Raw genomic sequence first — 18,576 nt, forward strand, 5'->3', positions numbered from 1 at the left:
TCATCCCTCATTTTACTATATTATCTAGGTGTATTGTTCCAAATTATGGCCTATTTTTCTTCAATAAAAAAACGAGGCTGGGACATAACTAGCTTTGATTAGTGAGAAATCCGAATTTGAATTTATTCAAATTCGGATTTCTCTGTTTTTTTATGTTGTCTCCATATAGCTTTTAGCTAATGGCTGTGAATTTTCTTAAATTCACAGCCATTAATGCGAGACCCATCTCGTTATCAACCTTCGATTTTCCTCGTACAGAAAATCGAGTGAAACGCAAATTAGCCTTCAAGAATCCAAAAACGGGTTCCACGTCAATTTTGCGTTGACGATAAATGGTACTCGTTTTTTCTTCTGAAAGCTTTGTTCTCACATGTTCTTTTTGTTGTTCCCACTTCTCATTCACTGTTAACTTTCGATTCGTTCCTTCTTTTGCTTTTGTACAGAATGAACGGAGGGGGCAGCCGGAACAGTCTTCACATTCGTATACCTTAAACTCACGCGTGTACTCATACTTATCCGTTTTCGTGGTACGATATTTAAATTCAAGCTGTTGTTGGTTTGGGCAAGTATATCGATCATTTTCTTCATCATAAGCCCAGTTCCCTGTATTGAATTCGTTTTGCTTATACGGTTTCCTCTGTTCTTTTACATACATGTTGTATGTGATTAAGGCTTCTCGCTTACGGTTCACAAGGATATCATCATAATTTTGTTCGCTTCCATATCCAGCATCTGCTACGATATGTTTTGGTAACTTCAAATAATGTTGTTCGATTTCATCCAAAAATGGGATTAATGTACGTGTATCCGTTGGATTCGAAAAAATGCTGTAGGCAAGCGCATACTGACCCTCTGTTGCTACTTGTATGTTATAACCTGCCTTCAATTGACCATTTTTCATATAGTCATCTTTCATACGCATAAATGTCGCATCCGGGTCTGTTTTCGAGTAACTATTTCGTCCGTCAAAGATTTCGAAGTCTCTTTGATATTTTAGTTTGCGTTCCATATAGTCGATTAATTGTTTGCGCGTTTGCTTTGGGAATTTTCGTTCCTTTCTTAAAGCCTTTCGCTCTGCCACATCCGATGAGTCCCCAATTTTTCGATCGTATTCAGAAATCACTTCATCTACTTTTTTGACCATTTGGTCAAGGTCTTCCAATGCTAATTCCTGTTCATTTTCCCGTTCCATTTCGGGTATGATTTCTTTTTCAAGTAGCTCATTGTATAGCTGGTTGGACTTTTCAATGAGTCCGTTATGATATTTCTCAATCGACTTTTTCCACACGAATGTAAATTTATTTGCATTCGCTTCAATTTTTGTTCCATCAATAAAAATCGCTTCCTGATTAATTAATTCTTCCTGTACAATTCTTCCTGTACCAGCTGGCAGCGGAATTGAACGAAGCATTGTCGAATCAACTCTTTGACTTCTGAGTGGACACGGAATCGGTTGATTGTGCGATAGGTTGGTTCATACCCTTGTGCTAGCCACATCATCCGAAGACTATCTTTTAAAAGCGCCTCCATTCGGCGCCCTGAGAAGACGGATTGCGTGTAGGCACATAAGATAATTTTAAGCATCATGCGTGGATGATAGGCAGGACAGCCCTCATTTCGAAGAAATGGTTCAAACGCTTCGGGCGGGATACTTTCGACTAAATGATGGACATGGAAGGCAATGTCATTCTTTTGTAATTTCATTTCTAAATCTAAAGGCAAAACTAATTGATTCATGTTATAATTTTTGAACATAAGAACCCTTCTTTCAGAGATTTGGTATGTGGTGTACTTTTATCTTATCAGAAGTGGTTCTTATTTTTATGTAAAAATAATCAAAGCCGTTGAAATTTTACGATGAGTAAAATTTCAACGGCTTATTAGTTTTTAGAGGAGGGTTTTGTCCCAGCCTCTTTGCTTTAAAGCTAAATTAAAAATAATAAATGTACTACGGAAAGAATGCCTAACGAATGTATAATCGCTCTTGAAAATGCATGTTTAAAATTATTTCGAGGATGTCGTTCAAAAAACAAATGCAATATGGAATGAACAATAAAAAATATATCTAAAATCCAAAAAAGAATCGTTTGATACTGACTAAATAATAACAAAAATATAATTATGTAAAGAACTATATGAATCAATGTGAATACTTTGTAAGCTTTCTCATCTTCCATATCCTTTAGTACAACAAACAGCCGCCACTCCGAGCGCCTAATCGCATCCATTTCATGCACAAGAAATAAAGAAAGGTTCAATAAAAACAGGGCAAGCACTAAATCAGGCATTTCCAATCTCCTCATCTTTTTCCTTCATGTTACTATAAAAAGATAGTCTAAAACGAAGAAACTCTGCCAAAATATGTCGAAATCAAGTCTTGAAAACTAGAGAAGTGCCCCATTTTCTAACACCTAATGGCTATTAGGTGTCCAGTCAATAAGTAAATTCGTAGCATGGTTTTTCGTCCATTCTAAAAATTCATTCACATTTCGAATCCCAAATTCTATTACAGCCTGATAAATAAATATTGATGAATAACTTAAATTAGTTTCTAGTAAAGCTTCTTTAATATCAAGAATAGCTTTTCTCGAAGTTTCTGTTAACGCTTTTTTCATAAAAGGCACCAAATCTTTAGAGAGTGCTCCTTGACGTCCATTTGAAAAAAGCCACATATCGATATTCCACTCTTCTTGATTAGCTAAATAAATGATTTTAAAATAATAGCCTTGATAATCAGAATCCATATAATTTTTATATTTTAGTTCCACTACATTTTGATTGTCTACTAATGGTGCCAACGCCATCATTACTTTTTCTGGAATTAATTCATCACTAAATGTCTCCATATCAATATCAGGCGATACGATTAAATCATAAGCGGTTGCACCCACTACAAAACAAGTTCCTATCGTACTCCATCTTTGCATTAATTGTAATTCATCTAAAATTTTTAATGCTCTTCCTTTTTTTCTATTTGCCCTGTCTAAACTGTTCATGTCCATCACCTTATTTCCAAAATTAAGTATTATGATAGAATAAACAATTGTAAAATAAAATGCAAATTATTGATTAAGACGACAGCGGAAATAACATACGCTTTGAAATTTTATCTACGAACAAATAAAGAACAATCATCTGTTACACGCATCATTTTATTCCTTTGAAAAAAATTTCGAATCAATCGTATCGATAACTGAAGAGATAGCAAAAAAATACCCCATGTCCATTTTCTCTTCATATGTTAAATTATTTGAATCCTTATTAAGAAAAACAATCCATTCATTTTCTAATTCACTCATATTTTTTCCGTATACTTCCGCTACTTTTTTTGACAAATCCTTTTCATTGTAAATCTGTTCAAACTTTTCTAACCCGTAAGTCTCTACTAAATATGTTACAAAAGAAGAAGCATGTGTATAGCTCATCAATCGAAGGGTAACATCTTTTTCAGTTATTAGGACAGGGCGAAAATAGGATTCATCCAGATTAGAATCTATCAAATTACTAATAGGGATTAATTTGTTTGCATCCATAAAATATTTTACAAGTTTATGGGGATATGTTTTATTTTCCCCGTACTTTTCTTCCAAATAACTAGCAAAACCCTCTTGTGTAAAATACCCACTGCTTGTATCAAAATCTTTCCCATAGCCCAGTAAGGAATGTGTTAATTCATGTATTAGTGGGTATCTGTCTTCCTTCACGCCATATAGCTCGATTCTAGATGCCAAGCCCAATGAAGCAAGGTCTCCCTCATTGAGATAAACGTTGATTTTATCGGAAGGAACATAAGCAGTTTGAATCGAATTTTGTATTACTTCATAGGCTGTTAGAAGTTCATCTTTAATTTCTTCCACTTTTTCTTGTGGAACCTTAATGTTATTAATAATCTCAAAGGTTACTTTCCCATCAGGTGTCACTACAATCTGTTCATCCTCAATTTCTTGTTCTTTCGGTACAACTTCATCTTGTGTACAAGCCGTTAATAAGCAGATAAACACAACAAACACTACACTAAATTTATACATTTTTACCTCCACAAAACCATTATTTCAAAAATATACGTTTGAAAATTCAAAAAGTTTCATATTTAGTATAAAAATTTATGTTAGTGTGCTTGCATTGGGAACTGCATTTTACACTTTACTAGCAGTCAAAATCGGTTGATAATAACCTGTATTTTCAGGGAAATGCCATTCAATATTGACGAAACCAATCATACGTAGTACTTTGTTAATTTCTTCCCGTAACAGTGCCCTGTATTGCGTACTATTATGTTTTGTTTTCCATTCACCGTTAATTTCTCTCATAATAAATTGTTTTACTGTATACGTTTTTCCATCTTCTGCCCAATCATAGACCTGAAAAGTCATTCTCTTTCCTTCGTCCAAAACATTTGGATGTGTTGTAATTATTTTCTCTATAACCATCGCATCGTAATCTCTTATCGTAACTAAAAGTAAACCGTTATGATGAAGCTTTTCATACATATTTTGACAAGCTTTGTGCAAATCTTTATCTGTTAGTAAATGCGGTATTGCATTATCCGCCGATAGCACAATATCAAATAAGCCTGATACATTTGTATTGAGCTCCCGAAAATCTGCTACTCCAAAGTTTATTTTCACTCCATAACGGGCTGCTTCTTTTTTAGCTCTCTTTACAGATACAGCACTAATGTCAGTAGCGGTTACATGAAATCCATAATTCGCCAAACCAATTGCTTGTGTACCAATGCCACACGAACAATCTAATAAAGAAACCTGCCGCGTCGAAGATAAGTTTAACTTCGATTGGATAATTTTATATAGAATTTCACTTTGCCGAGCAATGGCTAAATGCCAATCAACAAATATTAGATGATAATCTTCTGCAAGTTCATCATAAAATTTTAATACCGAATCTTCCAATGTTAATTCCCCCAAATCGGTCCTTTGTAACACAAACTGCTATGTCCATACTATGAAGAAAAAATAAAGTCTTATAAAAGCATGAATTTTTTATTATTCTATATACATCATTACATTGAGAGGTGTGATAAAGTGGCAAAAGTATTTAAAATTGAATCACCTAAATTGCCTTTAGCATTAGAAAAAGTAAATATTCAAGATATTTTTTATGAAGAAGATCCGTACTTATCCAATTGTGTTATCGCCAATACGGTCATTGACAATATAGCTATTGATAGACTTATTTTATCAAAAGTACTCTTTAAAAATGTTAGATTCATAGATGTATCTTTTAGAAAAATTGATTTGACTGATGTAATTTTTGAAAACTGTGATTTATCAAATGCCAGCTTTAGGGAAGGCTTAATTCACAGAGTTACATTCGACAATTGTAAAGTATTAGGATTGAATTTAGCAGAAGCTCATGTAGGAAATGTTTCGTTTGACAATTGCATTGCAAATCTATGTGATTTTACAGAGACTCGTTTAAAACAGGTCATTTTTAATCATTCATCGCTACAAAGCGCCAACTATTTTGAATGCAAATTTAATAAAGTCATTTTTAATGAGTGTGATATTAACGATGTGGATTTTTCTCAAACATCTTTAAAAGGTATTGATATTAGCTCATGTCGATATGAAAGGTTGAATGTTACTTTGGAAAGTATAAAAGGTTGCGAAGTATCTTCTGAACAAGCTGTTGGGTTTGCATCATTACTAGGTTTAAAAGTTAAATCTTAGCTCACTACAGGATTAAAACTGTTAGGAAACAATAACTCCCATACTTGCGCAATTACTCTTTTGTATGGAGGAGCTTACCATAAATAGTAGGTGAGCAACACTATAAGTATTTTATTTTCAATAAATCTACAGTTCGCACAAAAACAGCACTGCACATTTTAGACGATGACATTTGTTCAAAACATCTTTCGGGGTTTATACTTGTTACTATTCCATGTTTTCAAATTATTTAGTAAATAAAGTTTCCACTATATTTCGCTATTTATTTCGATGATATTCAATATTGTTCTTTACTTCTTTACTTAATGAAAGAATAAACATTAGTGTCATAAGGCATATTATTTTGATGCATAAAGTTTCTTAAAACCCCTTCTTTTTCAAAACCCAATGCTTCCAATAGCTTATTCGAAGCTTCATTTTCCGTAAAAACAATGGCTCCTATGCGCACCAAATTCATCTCTTGAATACCATAGGAAATAACTTTACCTACAGCTTCCTTTGCATAGCCTTGCCCCCAACTATTAGGGAAAAGTGCATAACTGATATCCGCTTTTTTATGCTCAACAGACCAATCTTGAAAACCAATTGTACCGATAATTTCTTCTTGTCCTTGCACGGATATTCCCCATTTAATGCCACGTTTTTCTTTGAAATTAGTAGAAAAATTTTGGATAATCTGTTTCACTTGCTCTAAGCTCGTTAACGGCTTCTGCCCATAATGACGTAAAACGTCTGGATTTGAAAAACAACTTAATATTGCTTGCGCATCATTTTCTGTCAGTTCTCTTAGCACTAAACGCTCGGTATGTAATATTGGAAACATGCTTTTCCCTCTACTTTCAAAATCGTATTTTTACCATTCTATAACAATAGCACATTATTTACATTACTTATTCTGCGTAGTACTCTAATTTAAAAAGCAGCCATTTAGTATTAATACACTTAATGGCTGCACATCTATATGTTTAGAACCTGTTAACTTAGCTTTCATTACGATTAAAATCCTTTTTAATAAATACAACTATTCTGTTGTATTTATTGATACTGATCGGCTTCACCACCAATAATAAGAACAACGCCATAATACAAACAACCATGGCGGTATACATTATAGTTTGCATAATATAATAATATGTCAAATACGGAGGTGCATACCAATATATCCAACCACTTGATAACATGATCAAAAGCCACCCTGGCAATATTTGCACAAGGAAGTCCCTGCTTTTTTCTTTCATATACATTACCGATTTTTTGAAAACAAGAGACATTATTTTCAAATAAACGAAGCCAATTAAAGCACTCAATAAAATATTAAAAAGAGAATTCATAAGAAATCCTCCTTCTATAATTTTTACATCTTCATTATTATGGTATGCCATGATATTTTTATTTGATAATTATTAAACTGTTCTAGACTATATTGAAAAGCACCTCACTTTAAAGTGAGATGCCTCCTAATTTATTGGGTACTTCTTCCGCTAATTTCAAAAATCTAGCAAGTTTTTTTGTTTTCTAATTCTTCCATAGAAACTAAATGGTTATATATCATTAAACTTCAAAAACTTCTTTTGACTATGCTTTATTTGCTATCATACTCCTTTTTAATTTTTATTAGGATTTTGTTATATATAGATATGCTAATATTTTTAACGACCAACAATAAGAATAATGATACAATGCAAACACCCATTGCTACATACATTATCGTTTGCATTATATAATAAGGATAAAATGGTAGTGTGTAATAAAATATACAACCGCTTGATATCATAACCATTAGCCAGCCAGGAAGTCTTTGTGCAAGAAAGTCCGTACTTTTTCTATTCATATACATTACCGATTTTTTAAAAATAAACGATATTAATTTAATATAAACGAATACTATCAAAGCGCCCAATAGAATTTCAAGGAAAGTATTCAAAACAATCACCTTATATGGTTACTTAGTTTTATTTTTAATTATGGTATAGCATTATATTTTTCCTTTGCTTTAAGGCATAAATTAACATAAGTAAATACAATAAGAATTGTTCCAAAAACAGGTATACTTTTTCCTAGGCTTTTAAATATCTTTTTAATTAATTCCCATGATAATAGATTACCACCCTTAACAGCATCCCAGACTGCTGTTGCAACGCCACCTAAGCCGCCTAATAGAAGACTTCTTTCTTGATCAACTATATTATTAGCTGCTGCTTTAAAATCTCTATACTGCCATTGTTGCTTCGTTGTCGTTTTAGACATCGTACCAAAAATAGCATAGGCATTATTATTATTAGGTGATTCCTCCCAACGAATAGCCGCAATATAAGAACCGCCAGATGCCCCCTTTGAGGCAGTCAATGTTTTTAATTTAGGATTAATATTATTATAAGATTGTTGTTGGAAAGTACTATTAGTATTATATTGAGGATTATTTTTGTTTATTTTCACTTCCACACTATTCGGATTAGTAAGTTCTTTAATCATTATTTCTTCTGTTGTTTCCATTATCCTAATAACTTTCTCATCTATTAATTCTTTCTCGTTATTAGGTGAAATATTAAATATTTTTTGGGTAATTTCATCCGTTCCATCAGGTTTACTGATTACATCTTCAACGTACTCAAAAATATTTCCTGCTTCATCTTTTAATTGAAAAGCTGAATGATTACCATTATCATAAAGCAACGTAAAGCTATTATATTCTGAAGCTAGCGTTAAATTATTTTCGTAACTTGCAATTGTCAATAATGTTGGAGATGCAACAGTAGAAAATACCAAAATTACTACTAAGCAACAAATAAATTTTTTCATACTAATCCTCCTATAAACATTAAATTTTAATCTGTTTATCAGTTTTCAAAGTATTAAAATTATTTACAACCGAACATTATCATAGTATTTTTATTAATGGGTATCTAATACTACCCACCTCATTAAGATTTGGACACTTATTCTCCTATGTCTCGCTAGATCTAGTTAAAATTTATTTTAACAATTACGGTTAGCATTTCAATATCCAAATTAAAAATCAGGGTTATTTAACTATTATTTTGAAGATAATTCAAAATAAATATATTTACTGAATTATTAATTCTTATACAAACTTTGTAGCAATTTGCTAAAATTTTATTTTATTTGATATGTAATGGCGAATAAGATTAAATTTTTTCGATTGGTATGTAACGAGGTATACAGGTTTTTACGATTTGTTTCAACTAAAAAGCACCCCCTGTGAGGTGCTTTTTTTATTGCGGTACTTCTTCTAATAATTTTTCAAAATCTAATAGATACCCGCCAAGTTTTGCTTTTTCTAACTCTTCTATATATTCTTCTTTTCGTTCGGTTAGTCTGTCTTCAAGTGTGTTTTGATAGGCTGGAAATAGATTGTAATCTACTGGTTTCCCCATAAGTTCACCTCTTATATTATATTTTTTATTATTATAAGATATATTGATAATTTCTGACAATTGAAAACAACAAATTTGATTAAAAAGATCGACAATGTCACATGTAGATAGACTTATCCTTGCGCATACTCACTATACTATTTCCCTATGCATTACAATGCACTTTGAATTTCTTGCATAAAATAGGAATATTTTTCTTAATCAACATTTCGTATTTGTCGAAAGAGCAGTATTTTACTAAAAGTTAACTATCACTCACGATTATTCAAAAAGTAATTAACTAAATAATCCATAATTGGTATAATAATTATAATCATAGAAACACACGTAACTTTATAAATAATAACGTAACTTTATAAATAATAAAGTATTTATTTTTTATCTAGTTTGCAGGCTAATAGCTAGTTATCATAACTATTTCATCATAGTAATAGTAGTGTAAAGCAAATTTAGCTTTGCACCTCCTGATTTGTTGGTTAGGGTCACTCTGGTCCAGTGACCCTTTAATCATTTTTCCATTCCAATCTACAATCTTTATACATGACCAAATATAAACGAAAGCAAGTGAGGTCAATATGGCATTCTGGTTAAATGTTCAAACATTAATCTGGTTATTTCCTATTCTTTTCATTATCCACGATTTTGAAGAGATTATATTAGTAGAAAAATGGTTACATACGAATCGAAATAAGATTTATAAACGGTTGCCTCCCAAAATAGCTGACCGAATTGTGAAGCAGTTTTCTATGACGACAGCTCAATTTGCAGCAGCAGTTATTGTTATTTTTTTATTTGTCAGTGCAGCTACTGTTTCAGCTATTTACTATCTCTATAATGGTACTAGTTGGAGTTTATACTTTTTTATAGCCGTTTCATTAGTATTTTTTATTCATGCGTTTACGCATATTGGGCAGACAATTATATTCCGCTCTATTGCTCCTGGAACTATTACATCGGTTATTATAATTATTCCATACAGCATTGTTTTATATAGATCATTATGGATGGAGCAAATTGTTACGTGGAAAATGATTTTGATATCCTTACCTTTTGGTGTGCTCTTTTTTCCTATAGTGTTAACAGCTCATTGGATTGGCAAAAAGTTTATATAATTTACAAAGTTTCAATAAACCTATTTTATTTTCCAGTTCACTGAAACAGGGTTGTTTATTTTACATATTTCAAATGCTTTTTTACAAATGCCACAATGTATTGTACTTCCTCTTCGGTCATATTCAATAAACTACTAACTCTACGTAATTTTGCTGGGGACTTTAATTGTTCTCTTACTTTATCAATAAACATGTATTTGCACTTCCGTGGATTTACAGTATCCCTAACTTGTTTATAACGTAAGTAAGCATATCGAGCAAAGGCGTTCAACATTTCTCGCTCGTATCCCTCTCGTTCTAAGTTCATGACAGCCGCTTCTATCTCTTCGGTTTCAAAAATCCAGGAGCCATCGGTTAATTGCATACTACCACCTCTTTCCAAATAAACTTGGTAAAGCTTGTTGAAGGCAACGTTCTCTTTATCACATCCATTTATGCTTCAATATTCCTTCAACGCCGTTCTTTCGAGATGTGTTATCCTTCAACACGTTCTTCCCCTCATTATTAAATGCAAAATAAAAAGCCCCACCTAGTTAGATGTGACTCTTTTATTATTTTTATGAAAAACAGCTACCATTTTGTGCTGCGTTAAAAGATCAATTAAACGTTTCATTTTTATGACCTGCTACCTCTATGAGATTATTCCTTTCGACTAACAATCCCCGCATTATATGCTATAATCCACAGATACAGGGTCTTCAGCAGTCTTATCCAAAGGCAGCGGTGGTAGAAAATCTATTTTGATAGGCAAATGGCCTTGTGTCTATTTTCTTGCCATTACTGTGTGGGAATTGTTTAATGTAATATCCTTATAAGACATTAAAAAGTATCCATTAAGTCACGAGACTTTTAACTACAATCTACTGCTCATCATCCTTTTTATCGTCATTATCCTTTTTCAACTGTGCAAAAGCATTTGCTAAAAACTTTGGAACACGAATGCCCAACTTACCTAAGTTTTCGATTATACTTATACCTTCCATCCCAATTAAAAACAAAATCATGGCGTTACGCATAAAGTTGCCGCTTTCTGTCGCATTGTCCAACTGAACTGCTGCGATAACCATTAAAATCATGGCTGTCTTTTTCAGAAGACCTTTAAACGTTTTACGAGAATCTATATCTTTGATGATCCAACCAACCATTACACCTAATGTTAAGTCGATTGCCATTAATATTGTTAAAGATGTCACCAATTCATCCACACCGCCAATTAGATATACGATTAATGCGGTCATACCTCCTATAAGTGAAGACCAAAATGTATTTGTTTCCATATCATCACCTACTTTCCTCTATATTAGCCCCCCACACAGGTGATAGCTGAAGACATAAAAAAACTACTTTATTTTTCATAAAGTACTTTTTGGATTTCTTCAATCCCTGCCTTCATTTCTAGCATATTCAATTCCTAGACCTATGGAGGTTAACAAAAATACAGAAAGAACTAACTTTTCGTAAATTAATCTCCCTCAAGCTTCTAACCAGTACCTATCATTCTTTGTACTTTTTGGCACAACCATATGCTTTCTACAATTATCTAAAGTGGGCTAAGACATTAGGGGAAACATAAAATTGTCTATGCTTTTTCGCAAATATTGGGTTTGTTTAAAATGAATTATAAGTGTTTAAGCTACTATGTATTTTGAACAGAAAGAACATTTAAAGACCGTGATAAAATTGTAGTGGGAGTAACTCCTTATACATATTAGCAAAAATTAATGTAGTGAATTAGAATTGCTATACTGCAGTTTAAAAAGTATGTTATAATGCTCTTACTGACAAACCAAACAGGTAACCAATTCAAAGCTGTAGCGTTTTTATACGCTGCAGCTTTTTGTAATGAAAAACTTTACACATTTTTTTATAAAAAACATTTCTAAAACAGATGGGCTTGAATTGGGATAAATACCCCTCCGCATTTCAACAGGGAACATATTATAAATTGAAGGAAGGAAAGGAGGTATGTTTCATGGGATACTACGGAAATGTAGGAAGCTGGAACAATAATTATTGTGGTGGATATAACTACGGCGGTGACTATTACTATGGTGGCGGCAATGGCTCTACGTTTACGCTTATTGTTGTACTCTTTATTCTCTTAATTATTGTCGGTACTGCTTTCTTATAAAAAATGTTATACAAAGCAATGGCATGCATGATGCCAGCTTTACACTCCTATTAACCCCTTTGGGTCACTTCCCCCAAGTGACCCATTTTTTCATGCTTAAAAAAGAGAAAGTACTTGGATTTCCTACTGTGTTTCGCCTTTCTATACAAAAATTCACTTCATTAGAGTAAATTTGGACAAGTATAGTATTGCGCATATTCGCAAATAGTATAAATGGTGTGATGACACCAAATTAACTACGATGGAGGGATTTTGATGAATTCAATTCGAGAAGGTTTAATCCCAACTATTTTAGGTTCTGCTGTTACGGCTGCTGGATATGCATTAAAGCAAAAAAGCGGTTCTAACAAAATGATTGCCCATACAGTCTTTGGATTTGGTTTAGCACATATTGTGTTAGGTGCAATTGACCTTGTAGAACATCGTCGTTAGAAATGGGAGGGCACACTATTGTGCTCTTCTTTTTTATTTGATGTCGTACTTATTCGCTGGATTTGAATGCTATTGATGATGGTCAGGCTCAAATAATAACTAGCGGAATACGCTAAAAAACCTCGATAAGTGCCCATTTAATTTGCACTTATCGAAGTTATTTTAACCTAAGCAGCCTATTATTTCTTATTGTTTTCCATTTTATTCGTTGCTTTTTGCACTTCAAGTAATTCCGAAACCGTGACAAATTTATATCCCTGCTTTTCCAGTTCAGGTAAAATTTTTTCGAGCGCTTTAACCGTTTGACCTCGATCTCCGCCCCCATCATGAAAAAGAACAATATTGCCTTCCTTAGCCCCTTTCAACACAGTGTTGACAATTTTATTAACACCAGGGCTTTTCCAGTCCATTGTATCTTGGTGCCAAGACCACATCACTACTTTGTATCCTTCTTTTGCAACTGCATCAATCATCCCGTCTGTATATTGCCCTTCCACTGGACGGAATAAAGTTGGAGAATATCCACTAATACCGTAAATTGTTTCATGTGTTTGTTTAATTTCCTTCAATAGATTAGGGATAGTCGTTCTTAAAGGATGTGTATATGTGTGAATGGCTAATTCATGGCCTTCTTCATACATTCTTTGAATAACTGCTGGGTTTTTTTCTGCATTTTCACCGACTATAAAAAATGTGGATTTTGCATTGTACTTGTCTAGAACATCTAATATTTCAGGTGTATATTTTTTATGAGGGCCATCGTCAAAGGTCAATGCAATTATTTTTTCATTTGTTTTTATTTCCCATAATATTTGCCCTGCCTCTTCATAATATTTTCTTCCTTTATCAGCAGAGAAACGTTCACTTACAAAAAAAATGGAGGCCGCTAAAATACAAAAAGGCACAATATATAGCATTAATTTCTTCAACAACTTCACTTCCCAAAAAAATTATTTAGTACTTTATTATTTGTGGAAATGATTAAAAAATGCTTTTAAATTTGAATTATTAACTGCCATATGTAGTATAAAAAAACAAGTTATGTGCCACAATAAAATTTAAGCCATGAATCTCCCTAATTATTCATTTGCTGTAGCAAACTGTTGCTACAGCTTTTTTTATTAAAATGACGTAAAGCTGTAGATCCTTCGATGACGGAAAAACACACTCATTTTAACTAATACCATCGTTAAAATAAGTGTGTGCAAATAATCTATTAATAGGCGATTCCTACTCGAGACTTCACGTATTCAGAACATTGAATTTGTTGGTAAGTAAATTGTGCAGTGTCTGCCACAGATATTTCATTTCCACCTTCTGGAAGGAAATCCCGCTCTACGCGATATTTACCTGTATAACGTCCATCTGGTAAATATGTAGGACAAACGATTGTCCAATCCATAGTTGATTGCGCTAATAATTTAAAGGCATTGTGATGTTCTTGTGCTGCAAACGTTGACTTTCGTTTTGATTCACTGGATTGATATCGAAGTAAATTAGGCGTTAGACGACTTTGTAAAATTCCAGCTGTCCCGACTGTTATAATTCGGTTCACTTTTTTACTTGCCATTGCATCGAGAATGAGTGGTAAACTTGCTGTTAACGTGTTTGACCCATCCGTATTTAATGCGCTAATAACGACATCTACATCTGCCATAACTGATATGAGGTCGTTTTTATTTAAGACATTACCAAGTTTAACTTGTAAATTCTCATTCGCTATTATCATTTTACTTGGTGTACGTACTAATGCGATTACTTGATGACCATCGTTTAGTGCAAGGGAAACGATATGACTGCCTACACGGCCAGTTGCACCTAAAACTAAAATATTCAGGAAAATCACCTCTTTCTTTGCGATTATATCATAGATTAGATTAATTTTTGATGCATGCTAAAAGGACACATCTCCTTCGAGAGTGTCCTTATATTTTTTATTCTATATGAGACGTTGCAATAGCCTGAGCTAATGTAGTACCGCCATCTATGTTTTCATAACTATATTGACCTAAAGGTAAACCCCAAATTTCCACAAAATCCCCTTCAAGGAATTCTGTTGATTGATAGCCAATGGCATAAATCGCATTAAAGTCCATATCTTCAATTAAAATAAGTGACACTGGTGTACCATCCTCTAATGTATCTTCCTCTATTTGGATGATATCGCCTGCAAAGGTAACCATTTTCTCTAGATACGGTTTAATATTTTTATTTAAATGCTTGGAAGTGATTTTATCATCCGCAAGCTTTTTTGTTTTTTGAATTGCTTCTTTCGATAAAGCAGGGAATAAATCTGCATTCGTTGAAATAAAATTATATGATTGCTTTTCTAATGTTAGTTGATCTTCTGTGAAAAATGGTACATCTTCTAAATAGTTTCTTGCATAATTAACGACTGGAGCAGCTGCTTCTTTCTCAGTCTGATCGTTTTTAACTTCTTCTTTTTCTTCTGATTCCTTATCTGCTGAAGCTTCTTCCTTCTTTGCTTCGTTACTTGGGATAGGAGTGCTACCTCCTTTGCTAACTTCACTACCACATGCGGCTGCCATAATTGCTACTAACGACAGTACAGCCATGATTAAAAACTTCTTCATCACTAAATCCTCCCAATTCTTCTTTTAACATACTAAATATACCAATAAAGAGGAGTACATACTATAATAATTTTCCAATATTTTTCAACTTTTTGTAGTTATTACTAACTATTTATTTTCTTCTAATAGACTAGGATTCATGTACAAAAATCGTCAATTTCGATCAGTAAGCTGGACATCCACAATAAACAAATTAAAGTTATTCTTTTTTGCAATGTTATTTACTATTTTTTGGATTTTGCTCTCCGTTCGGTTATCGATTTTCTCTAAATTATGTAAACTTATTGTGATAATTTGATTGTCCGATGAGTCGATTAAATATTCAATCGTGCTATCTGGATGATAGCCTTCATCCCTTAGCGCTATAATTATTTTTTTTGTTAATTGCGTGCGTTGTAACTTTTGCGCTATTTCTTCAGATGCATATTGAGAAGAATTATTTTGAGTTAATTGTACAGATGTAGTCGGCTGGTATTTCAAATAAATTGTTACAAATATAAGTAATGCCATCACTATACAAATACCTTTTATAAAACTTTTATGCATTTTCTCCTGCTCTCCTTTTTTCACAAAAAATACGTTTTTGGGCACTGACGCATCACTGGAAAGAGCTTCTTTGTCGCAAAAGGAAAGGAAGGCAACACCGTTATGCTCTTTGACCTTCTTTTTCTTTACTCAAATCTTATTTCTTTCTATCATTTGTATCCAATAGGTATACATACAGGTTTGTTTTTTCAAAATGATTTTAATTTTTAACTCTATTAAGGGACATATTACCAAGTCAATATCATTTCAATTCATAGATTATAAATGTAAGGCTAGCGCGCGCATTACACAAACAAACTAACAAAAGGGAGATTTCAAAATGACAGATAATAGATATTGTAAACATATGAATTGGAATCATTACAAAAAAGATACATGTGATAAACAAGAAGATCGATATTATTGCGAAGTCGAAAAAAAATGCAAACATGATCATAAAGGAAAATCTTGTTGCCGAAAACATGAAGACTGGAAACACAATTATTGTGCTTGTGAAGAAAAATCTTGTTGGAAAGATGACAGAGATGAGGACAAAGACGATCATCACCACTGTGAAGGCTGTATTTGTCATTTATTACGAAGATTTGAATTAGGAACTACAGTAGATCTTTATTTATCAAGTGGCGGTAGCTTCCTTGGTGTTATTTTCTTAAAATTAGATACGTGTAATTGTTGTGCTTATTTTGTTGAAGCTGGAGCAGCAAATGCACCTATTATTGTCGACTGCAAAAAAATTGACGCACTTAGACGAATTGCAACTGTGTAAACAAACCTAAGCTTTATAAAAGAATCTGCTTGCTATTTACGGATGACTTTCAGTATACGTGAATACCGTCTGCTGCGACTTCCAAAATTCTCCGAAATAGTCAAGCAGGTTTTTTTACTACGAAGGATGGTGGACTGTTACAAGCTATTCTTATACAAACTAATTATCCATTAACAATTACTTTTACTACTGGTTCGATCTTTCCTTTCGATACATCTCCTACATAGTCCACATCAATAATGACTGCTCGAGGCTCAAATCGTTGAATACTATCAATGATACGTGCGGTATTACGTTTCTTTGCAAAATGAAAAGGGACTTCAAGCTCTTTTTTTCTGTCCCGTCCTCTCTTATCCGGGTAAGACATAACAAATGTAGATAAAATATATGCTACATTTTGCAATATTTCATCGATGCCTGTAGCACCATAATCTATATTGCTCTTAGCGGTAACTTGATGTGTCATCCTATCAACCTTTCTTTCAAAGAACTTTCATTTACAGTAAACAATGAGTAGTGTCATTAATCGTAAAAGTAACACTTAGTTATGTATGCTAAAACTGCGAAGGATATGTTAAAACTAATCATCCGCAGCCTTATGTACAACTTCTTAAATCTCTTTAACTTGTCATCACATAATAAAGTACATATAGCCAACTAAAGCATCCGTGAATAATTGCCCATAGTATAGAATGATGGACACTCCAAGATATTGTAATGGCTAGAACTGAACCAAATCCTATTCCATTTTTAACTACAGTTTTCTTTTCCATTTTCCGTCCTTCCCCCTTCGTTTTCTTTGTGTATACTACACGATGATCTTTGATGATAATCCCTCCTAAATTTTTAATTTTTTTCCTTAACAGGATATGTACTTAAATCATATCATTATATGTTTAAAAAAAGCTGAACATCATAGAAAGCTTTTATCATTCAATAATTTCTCTTCCCTATTCTTGATTGCCATATTACTGGCTATATTTTTTATTACCCCATTGTTAATTTTTTTACACGTTCTTTTTATTAGCGATGTCACACTACAGCATGCTTTACTTTCTGCCATTGATTATGATTTAAAAGTCATGGTCATAATTAAGGAAAGGAAGTGATTTAAGTTGAAACTGTTCATCATCTTATCGAGCATCGTTGTCCCTGCTATCATGCTATTGCTACAATACAAAAGTGACCGTGCTCGCCTGCTATGGAATGTTTTGGCTGTGCTAGCGCTGATAATTTTTGGTAGTATTGCATCCACATCAATTTATCAAATTATTAAAGACGGTGCAGTATTTATGACAACCATCCACGCCGTTTTTTTAAATCCATTATTTTTAGTTGTTGGGGCTTATCTAGGTGTATTCATGATATACAGATTAATGCTTTTAACATGGAACGAAAAATAACAATTGTATAGGATGATTATTTTAAATAAAGAAAAAAAAGAAGCATTCTTAAAGAATGCTTCTTTTTACAAAACGATCGTTCAATTATAGTTTAACGATGTTTTTAGCTTGTGGTCCGCGGTTACCGTCTTCCACTTCAAATTCAACTTTTTGACCTTCGTCAAGTGATTTGAAACCTTCGCCTTGGATTGCTGAGAAGTGAGCGAATACGTCTGCTTCACCTTCAACTTCGATAAATCCAAAACCTTTTTCTGCGTTAAACCATTTTACTGTACCTTGTTTCATAAATAAAACCTCCAAAAAATAAATTAATAAACAATTTCTTCAAAAAAAATTCACCTATTATAAAAAGTACCGAAAAACACGATTACTTTTTGTAATAGGTGAATTCAATATTTTAAATCAAGAAATCTTATTATTAATTCCATTATATATGAGAACATCCTAATTGTCTAGTGAAATCGTATATTTAAAATATTGCAATAGTATTACTAGAACATATTAGTT

At 32.9% G+C, this 18,576-nt stretch carries 22 protein-coding genes and 1 pseudogene; 6 read left to right on the forward strand and 17 right to left on the reverse strand.

Annotated elements, in window-relative coordinates; all coding sequences use genetic code 11:
- Positions 1-172 precede the first annotated feature (172 nt).
- The 5 genes and pseudogenes from I5435_RS12760 to I5435_RS12780 form a co-directional block, all read right to left on the reverse strand.
- Positions 173-1,755, reverse strand: a pseudogene (locus tag I5435_RS12760) (IS1182 family transposase).
- Between the two features lie 170 nt (positions 1,756-1,925).
- Positions 1,926-2,288: a DUF6713 family protein gene (locus I5435_RS12765; RefSeq protein WP_024364906.1), complete on the reverse strand. Its 363-nt coding sequence runs from the start codon at positions 2,286-2,288 to the stop codon at positions 1,926-1,928.
- A 123-nt stretch (positions 2,289-2,411) separates the two neighbouring features.
- Positions 2,412-2,996 (reverse strand): hypothetical protein, encoded by a 585-nt coding sequence (locus tag I5435_RS12770; RefSeq protein ID WP_025219779.1) that lies wholly within the window; start codon positions 2,994-2,996, stop codon positions 2,412-2,414.
- Between the two features lie 156 nt (positions 2,997-3,152).
- Positions 3,153-4,028 carry a hypothetical protein gene (locus tag I5435_RS12775; RefSeq protein ID WP_024364908.1) on the reverse strand — a complete coding sequence of 292 codons (876 nt, stop codon included), beginning with the start codon at positions 4,026-4,028 and terminating at the stop codon, positions 3,153-3,155.
- Positions 4,029-4,136: 108 nt separating this feature from the next.
- Positions 4,137-4,910, reverse strand: a complete 774-nt coding sequence (locus I5435_RS12780) for a class I SAM-dependent methyltransferase (RefSeq protein ID WP_337982399.1) — start codon at positions 4,908-4,910, stop codon at positions 4,137-4,139.
- Between the two features lie 132 nt (positions 4,911-5,042).
- Here I5435_RS12780 and I5435_RS12785 point away from each other — a divergent pair, with 132 nt between their 5' ends.
- Positions 5,043-5,690, forward strand: coding sequence for a pentapeptide repeat-containing protein (locus I5435_RS12785; RefSeq protein ID WP_024364910.1), 648 nt, complete (start codon positions 5,043-5,045; stop codon positions 5,688-5,690).
- Between the two features lie 298 nt (positions 5,691-5,988).
- Here I5435_RS12785 and I5435_RS12790 read toward each other — a convergent pair whose 3' ends face one another.
- The 4 genes from I5435_RS12790 to I5435_RS12805 form a co-directional block, all read right to left on the reverse strand.
- The gene (locus I5435_RS12790; protein ID WP_025219782.1) at positions 5,989-6,513 is read right to left on the reverse strand and encodes a GNAT family N-acetyltransferase; all 525 of its coding nucleotides are present in this window, start codon (positions 6,511-6,513) and stop codon (positions 5,989-5,991) included.
- Between the two features lie 157 nt (positions 6,514-6,670).
- The gene (locus I5435_RS12795) at positions 6,671-7,021 is read right to left on the reverse strand and encodes a hypothetical protein (RefSeq protein ID WP_024364912.1); all 351 of its coding nucleotides are present in this window, start codon (positions 7,019-7,021) and stop codon (positions 6,671-6,673) included.
- Between the two features lie 631 nt (positions 7,022-7,652).
- Entirely contained in the window at positions 7,653-8,489 is an 837-nt protein-coding gene (locus I5435_RS12800; protein WP_229386925.1) for a hypothetical protein, read from the reverse strand.
- Between the two features lie 434 nt (positions 8,490-8,923).
- Positions 8,924-9,085, reverse strand: coding sequence for a hypothetical protein (locus I5435_RS12805; RefSeq protein WP_162832729.1), 162 nt, complete (start codon positions 9,083-9,085; stop codon positions 8,924-8,926).
- 575 nt (positions 9,086-9,660) lie between these two features.
- On the opposite strand from I5435_RS12805, the gene I5435_RS12810 reads away from it, so the two are divergent.
- Positions 9,661-10,197, forward strand: a complete 537-nt coding sequence (locus I5435_RS12810; protein ID WP_337982400.1) for an HXXEE domain-containing protein — start codon at positions 9,661-9,663, stop codon at positions 10,195-10,197.
- A gap of 55 nt (positions 10,198-10,252) precedes the next feature.
- On the opposite strand, the gene I5435_RS12815 is transcribed toward I5435_RS12810, so the two are convergent.
- Together I5435_RS12815 and I5435_RS12820 are read right to left on the reverse strand one after the other, a co-directional pair.
- The gene (locus I5435_RS12815; protein WP_025219786.1) at positions 10,253-10,561 is read right to left on the reverse strand and encodes a hypothetical protein; all 309 of its coding nucleotides are present in this window, start codon (positions 10,559-10,561) and stop codon (positions 10,253-10,255) included.
- 496 nt (positions 10,562-11,057) lie between these two features.
- Entirely contained in the window at positions 11,058-11,474 is a 417-nt protein-coding gene (locus I5435_RS12820) for a phage holin family protein (protein WP_024364917.1), read from the reverse strand.
- A gap of 695 nt (positions 11,475-12,169) precedes the next feature.
- On the opposite strand from I5435_RS12820, the gene I5435_RS12825 reads away from it, so the two are divergent.
- Positions 12,170-12,328, forward strand: a complete 159-nt coding sequence (locus I5435_RS12825) for a YjcZ family sporulation protein (RefSeq protein WP_080653413.1) — start codon at positions 12,170-12,172, stop codon at positions 12,326-12,328.
- Positions 12,329-12,583: 255 nt separating this feature from the next.
- Positions 12,584-12,760, forward strand: a complete 177-nt coding sequence (locus I5435_RS12830) for a hypothetical protein (protein WP_024364918.1) — start codon at positions 12,584-12,586, stop codon at positions 12,758-12,760.
- Between the two features lie 179 nt (positions 12,761-12,939).
- Here the strand turns inward: I5435_RS12830 and I5435_RS12835 are convergent, their stop codons facing one another.
- From I5435_RS12835 to I5435_RS12850, 4 genes are all read right to left on the reverse strand, one after another.
- The gene (locus I5435_RS12835) at positions 12,940-13,689 is read right to left on the reverse strand and encodes a polysaccharide deacetylase family protein (protein WP_024364919.1); all 750 of its coding nucleotides are present in this window, start codon (positions 13,687-13,689) and stop codon (positions 12,940-12,942) included.
- Between the two features lie 287 nt (positions 13,690-13,976).
- Entirely contained in the window at positions 13,977-14,597 is a 621-nt protein-coding gene (locus tag I5435_RS12840; RefSeq protein WP_024364920.1) for an NAD(P)-dependent oxidoreductase, read from the reverse strand.
- A 97-nt stretch (positions 14,598-14,694) separates the two neighbouring features.
- Entirely contained in the window at positions 14,695-15,354 is a 660-nt protein-coding gene (locus tag I5435_RS12845; protein WP_024364921.1) for a hypothetical protein, read from the reverse strand.
- Positions 15,355-15,507: 153 nt separating this feature from the next.
- Positions 15,508-15,900 carry a hypothetical protein gene (locus I5435_RS12850; RefSeq protein WP_025219789.1) on the reverse strand — a complete coding sequence of 131 codons (393 nt, stop codon included), beginning with the start codon at positions 15,898-15,900 and terminating at the stop codon, positions 15,508-15,510.
- 319 nt (positions 15,901-16,219) lie between these two features.
- On the opposite strand from I5435_RS12850, the gene I5435_RS12855 reads away from it, so the two are divergent.
- Positions 16,220-16,666 carry a hypothetical protein gene (locus I5435_RS12855; RefSeq protein WP_167492624.1) on the forward strand — a complete coding sequence of 149 codons (447 nt, stop codon included), beginning with the start codon at positions 16,220-16,222 and terminating at the stop codon, positions 16,664-16,666.
- 163 nt (positions 16,667-16,829) lie between these two features.
- On the opposite strand, the gene I5435_RS12860 is transcribed toward I5435_RS12855, so the two are convergent.
- Positions 16,830-17,132: a hypothetical protein gene (locus tag I5435_RS12860; RefSeq protein WP_024364924.1), complete on the reverse strand. Its 303-nt coding sequence runs from the start codon at positions 17,130-17,132 to the stop codon at positions 16,830-16,832.
- Positions 17,133-17,781: 649 nt separating this feature from the next.
- Here I5435_RS12860 and I5435_RS12865 point away from each other — a divergent pair.
- A complete protein-coding gene (locus tag I5435_RS12865; RefSeq protein WP_024364925.1) occupies positions 17,782-18,069 on the forward strand; it encodes a hypothetical protein in 288 nt (95 codons plus the stop codon).
- 84 nt (positions 18,070-18,153) lie between these two features.
- Here I5435_RS12865 and I5435_RS12870 read toward each other — a convergent pair whose 3' ends face one another.
- Complete coding sequence (locus I5435_RS12870) at positions 18,154-18,354, reverse strand: cold-shock protein (RefSeq protein ID WP_024360941.1); 201 nt, start codon at positions 18,352-18,354, stop codon at positions 18,154-18,156.
- Positions 18,355-18,576 lie beyond the last annotated feature (222 nt).

This window comes from Lysinibacillus sp. C5.1, from assembly GCF_016350185.1.
Lineage (GTDB): Bacteria > Bacillota > Bacilli > Bacillales_A > Planococcaceae > Lysinibacillus > Lysinibacillus sphaericus.

Coding starts and splice junctions, on each gene's coding strand:
- I5435_RS12765 (WP_024364906.1), bottom strand. CDS start 2,288: ATGCCTGATTTAGTGCTTGCCCTGTTTTTATTGAACCTTTCTTTATTT.
- I5435_RS12770 (WP_025219779.1), bottom strand. CDS start 2,996: ATGAACAGTTTAGACAGGGCAAATAGAAAAAAAGGAAGAGCATTAAAA.
- I5435_RS12775 (WP_024364908.1), bottom strand. CDS start 4,028: ATGTATAAATTTAGTGTAGTGTTTGTTGTGTTTATCTGCTTATTAACG.
- I5435_RS12790 (WP_025219782.1), bottom strand. CDS start 6,513: ATGTTTCCAATATTACATACCGAGCGTTTAGTGCTAAGAGAACTGACA.
- I5435_RS12795 (WP_024364912.1), bottom strand. CDS start 7,021: ATGAATTCTCTTTTTAATATTTTATTGAGTGCTTTAATTGGCTTCGTT.
- I5435_RS12800 (WP_229386925.1), bottom strand. CDS start 8,489: ATGAAAAAATTTATTTGTTGCTTAGTAGTAATTTTGGTATTTTCTACT.
- I5435_RS12805 (WP_162832729.1), bottom strand. CDS start 9,085: ATGGGGAAACCAGTAGATTACAATCTATTTCCAGCCTATCAAAACACA.
- I5435_RS12810 (WP_337982400.1), top strand. CDS start 9,661: ATGGCATTCTGGTTAAATGTTCAAACATTAATCTGGTTATTTCCTATT.
- I5435_RS12815 (WP_025219786.1), bottom strand. CDS start 10,561: ATGCAATTAACCGATGGCTCCTGGATTTTTGAAACCGAAGAGATAGAA.
- I5435_RS12820 (WP_024364917.1), bottom strand. CDS start 11,474: ATGGAAACAAATACATTTTGGTCTTCACTTATAGGAGGTATGACCGCA.
- I5435_RS12825 (WP_080653413.1), top strand. CDS start 12,170: ATGGGATACTACGGAAATGTAGGAAGCTGGAACAATAATTATTGTGGT.
- I5435_RS12830 (WP_024364918.1), top strand. CDS start 12,584: ATGAATTCAATTCGAGAAGGTTTAATCCCAACTATTTTAGGTTCTGCT.
- I5435_RS12845 (WP_024364921.1), bottom strand. CDS start 15,354: ATGAAGAAGTTTTTAATCATGGCTGTACTGTCGTTAGTAGCAATTATG.
- I5435_RS12850 (WP_025219789.1), bottom strand. CDS start 15,900: ATGCATAAAAGTTTTATAAAAGGTATTTGTATAGTGATGGCATTACTT.
- I5435_RS12855 (WP_167492624.1), top strand. CDS start 16,220: ATGACAGATAATAGATATTGTAAACATATGAATTGGAATCATTACAAA.
- I5435_RS12860 (WP_024364924.1), bottom strand. CDS start 17,132: ATGACACATCAAGTTACCGCTAAGAGCAATATAGATTATGGTGCTACA.
- I5435_RS12870 (WP_024360941.1), bottom strand. CDS start 18,354: ATGAAACAAGGTACAGTAAAATGGTTTAACGCAGAAAAAGGTTTTGGA.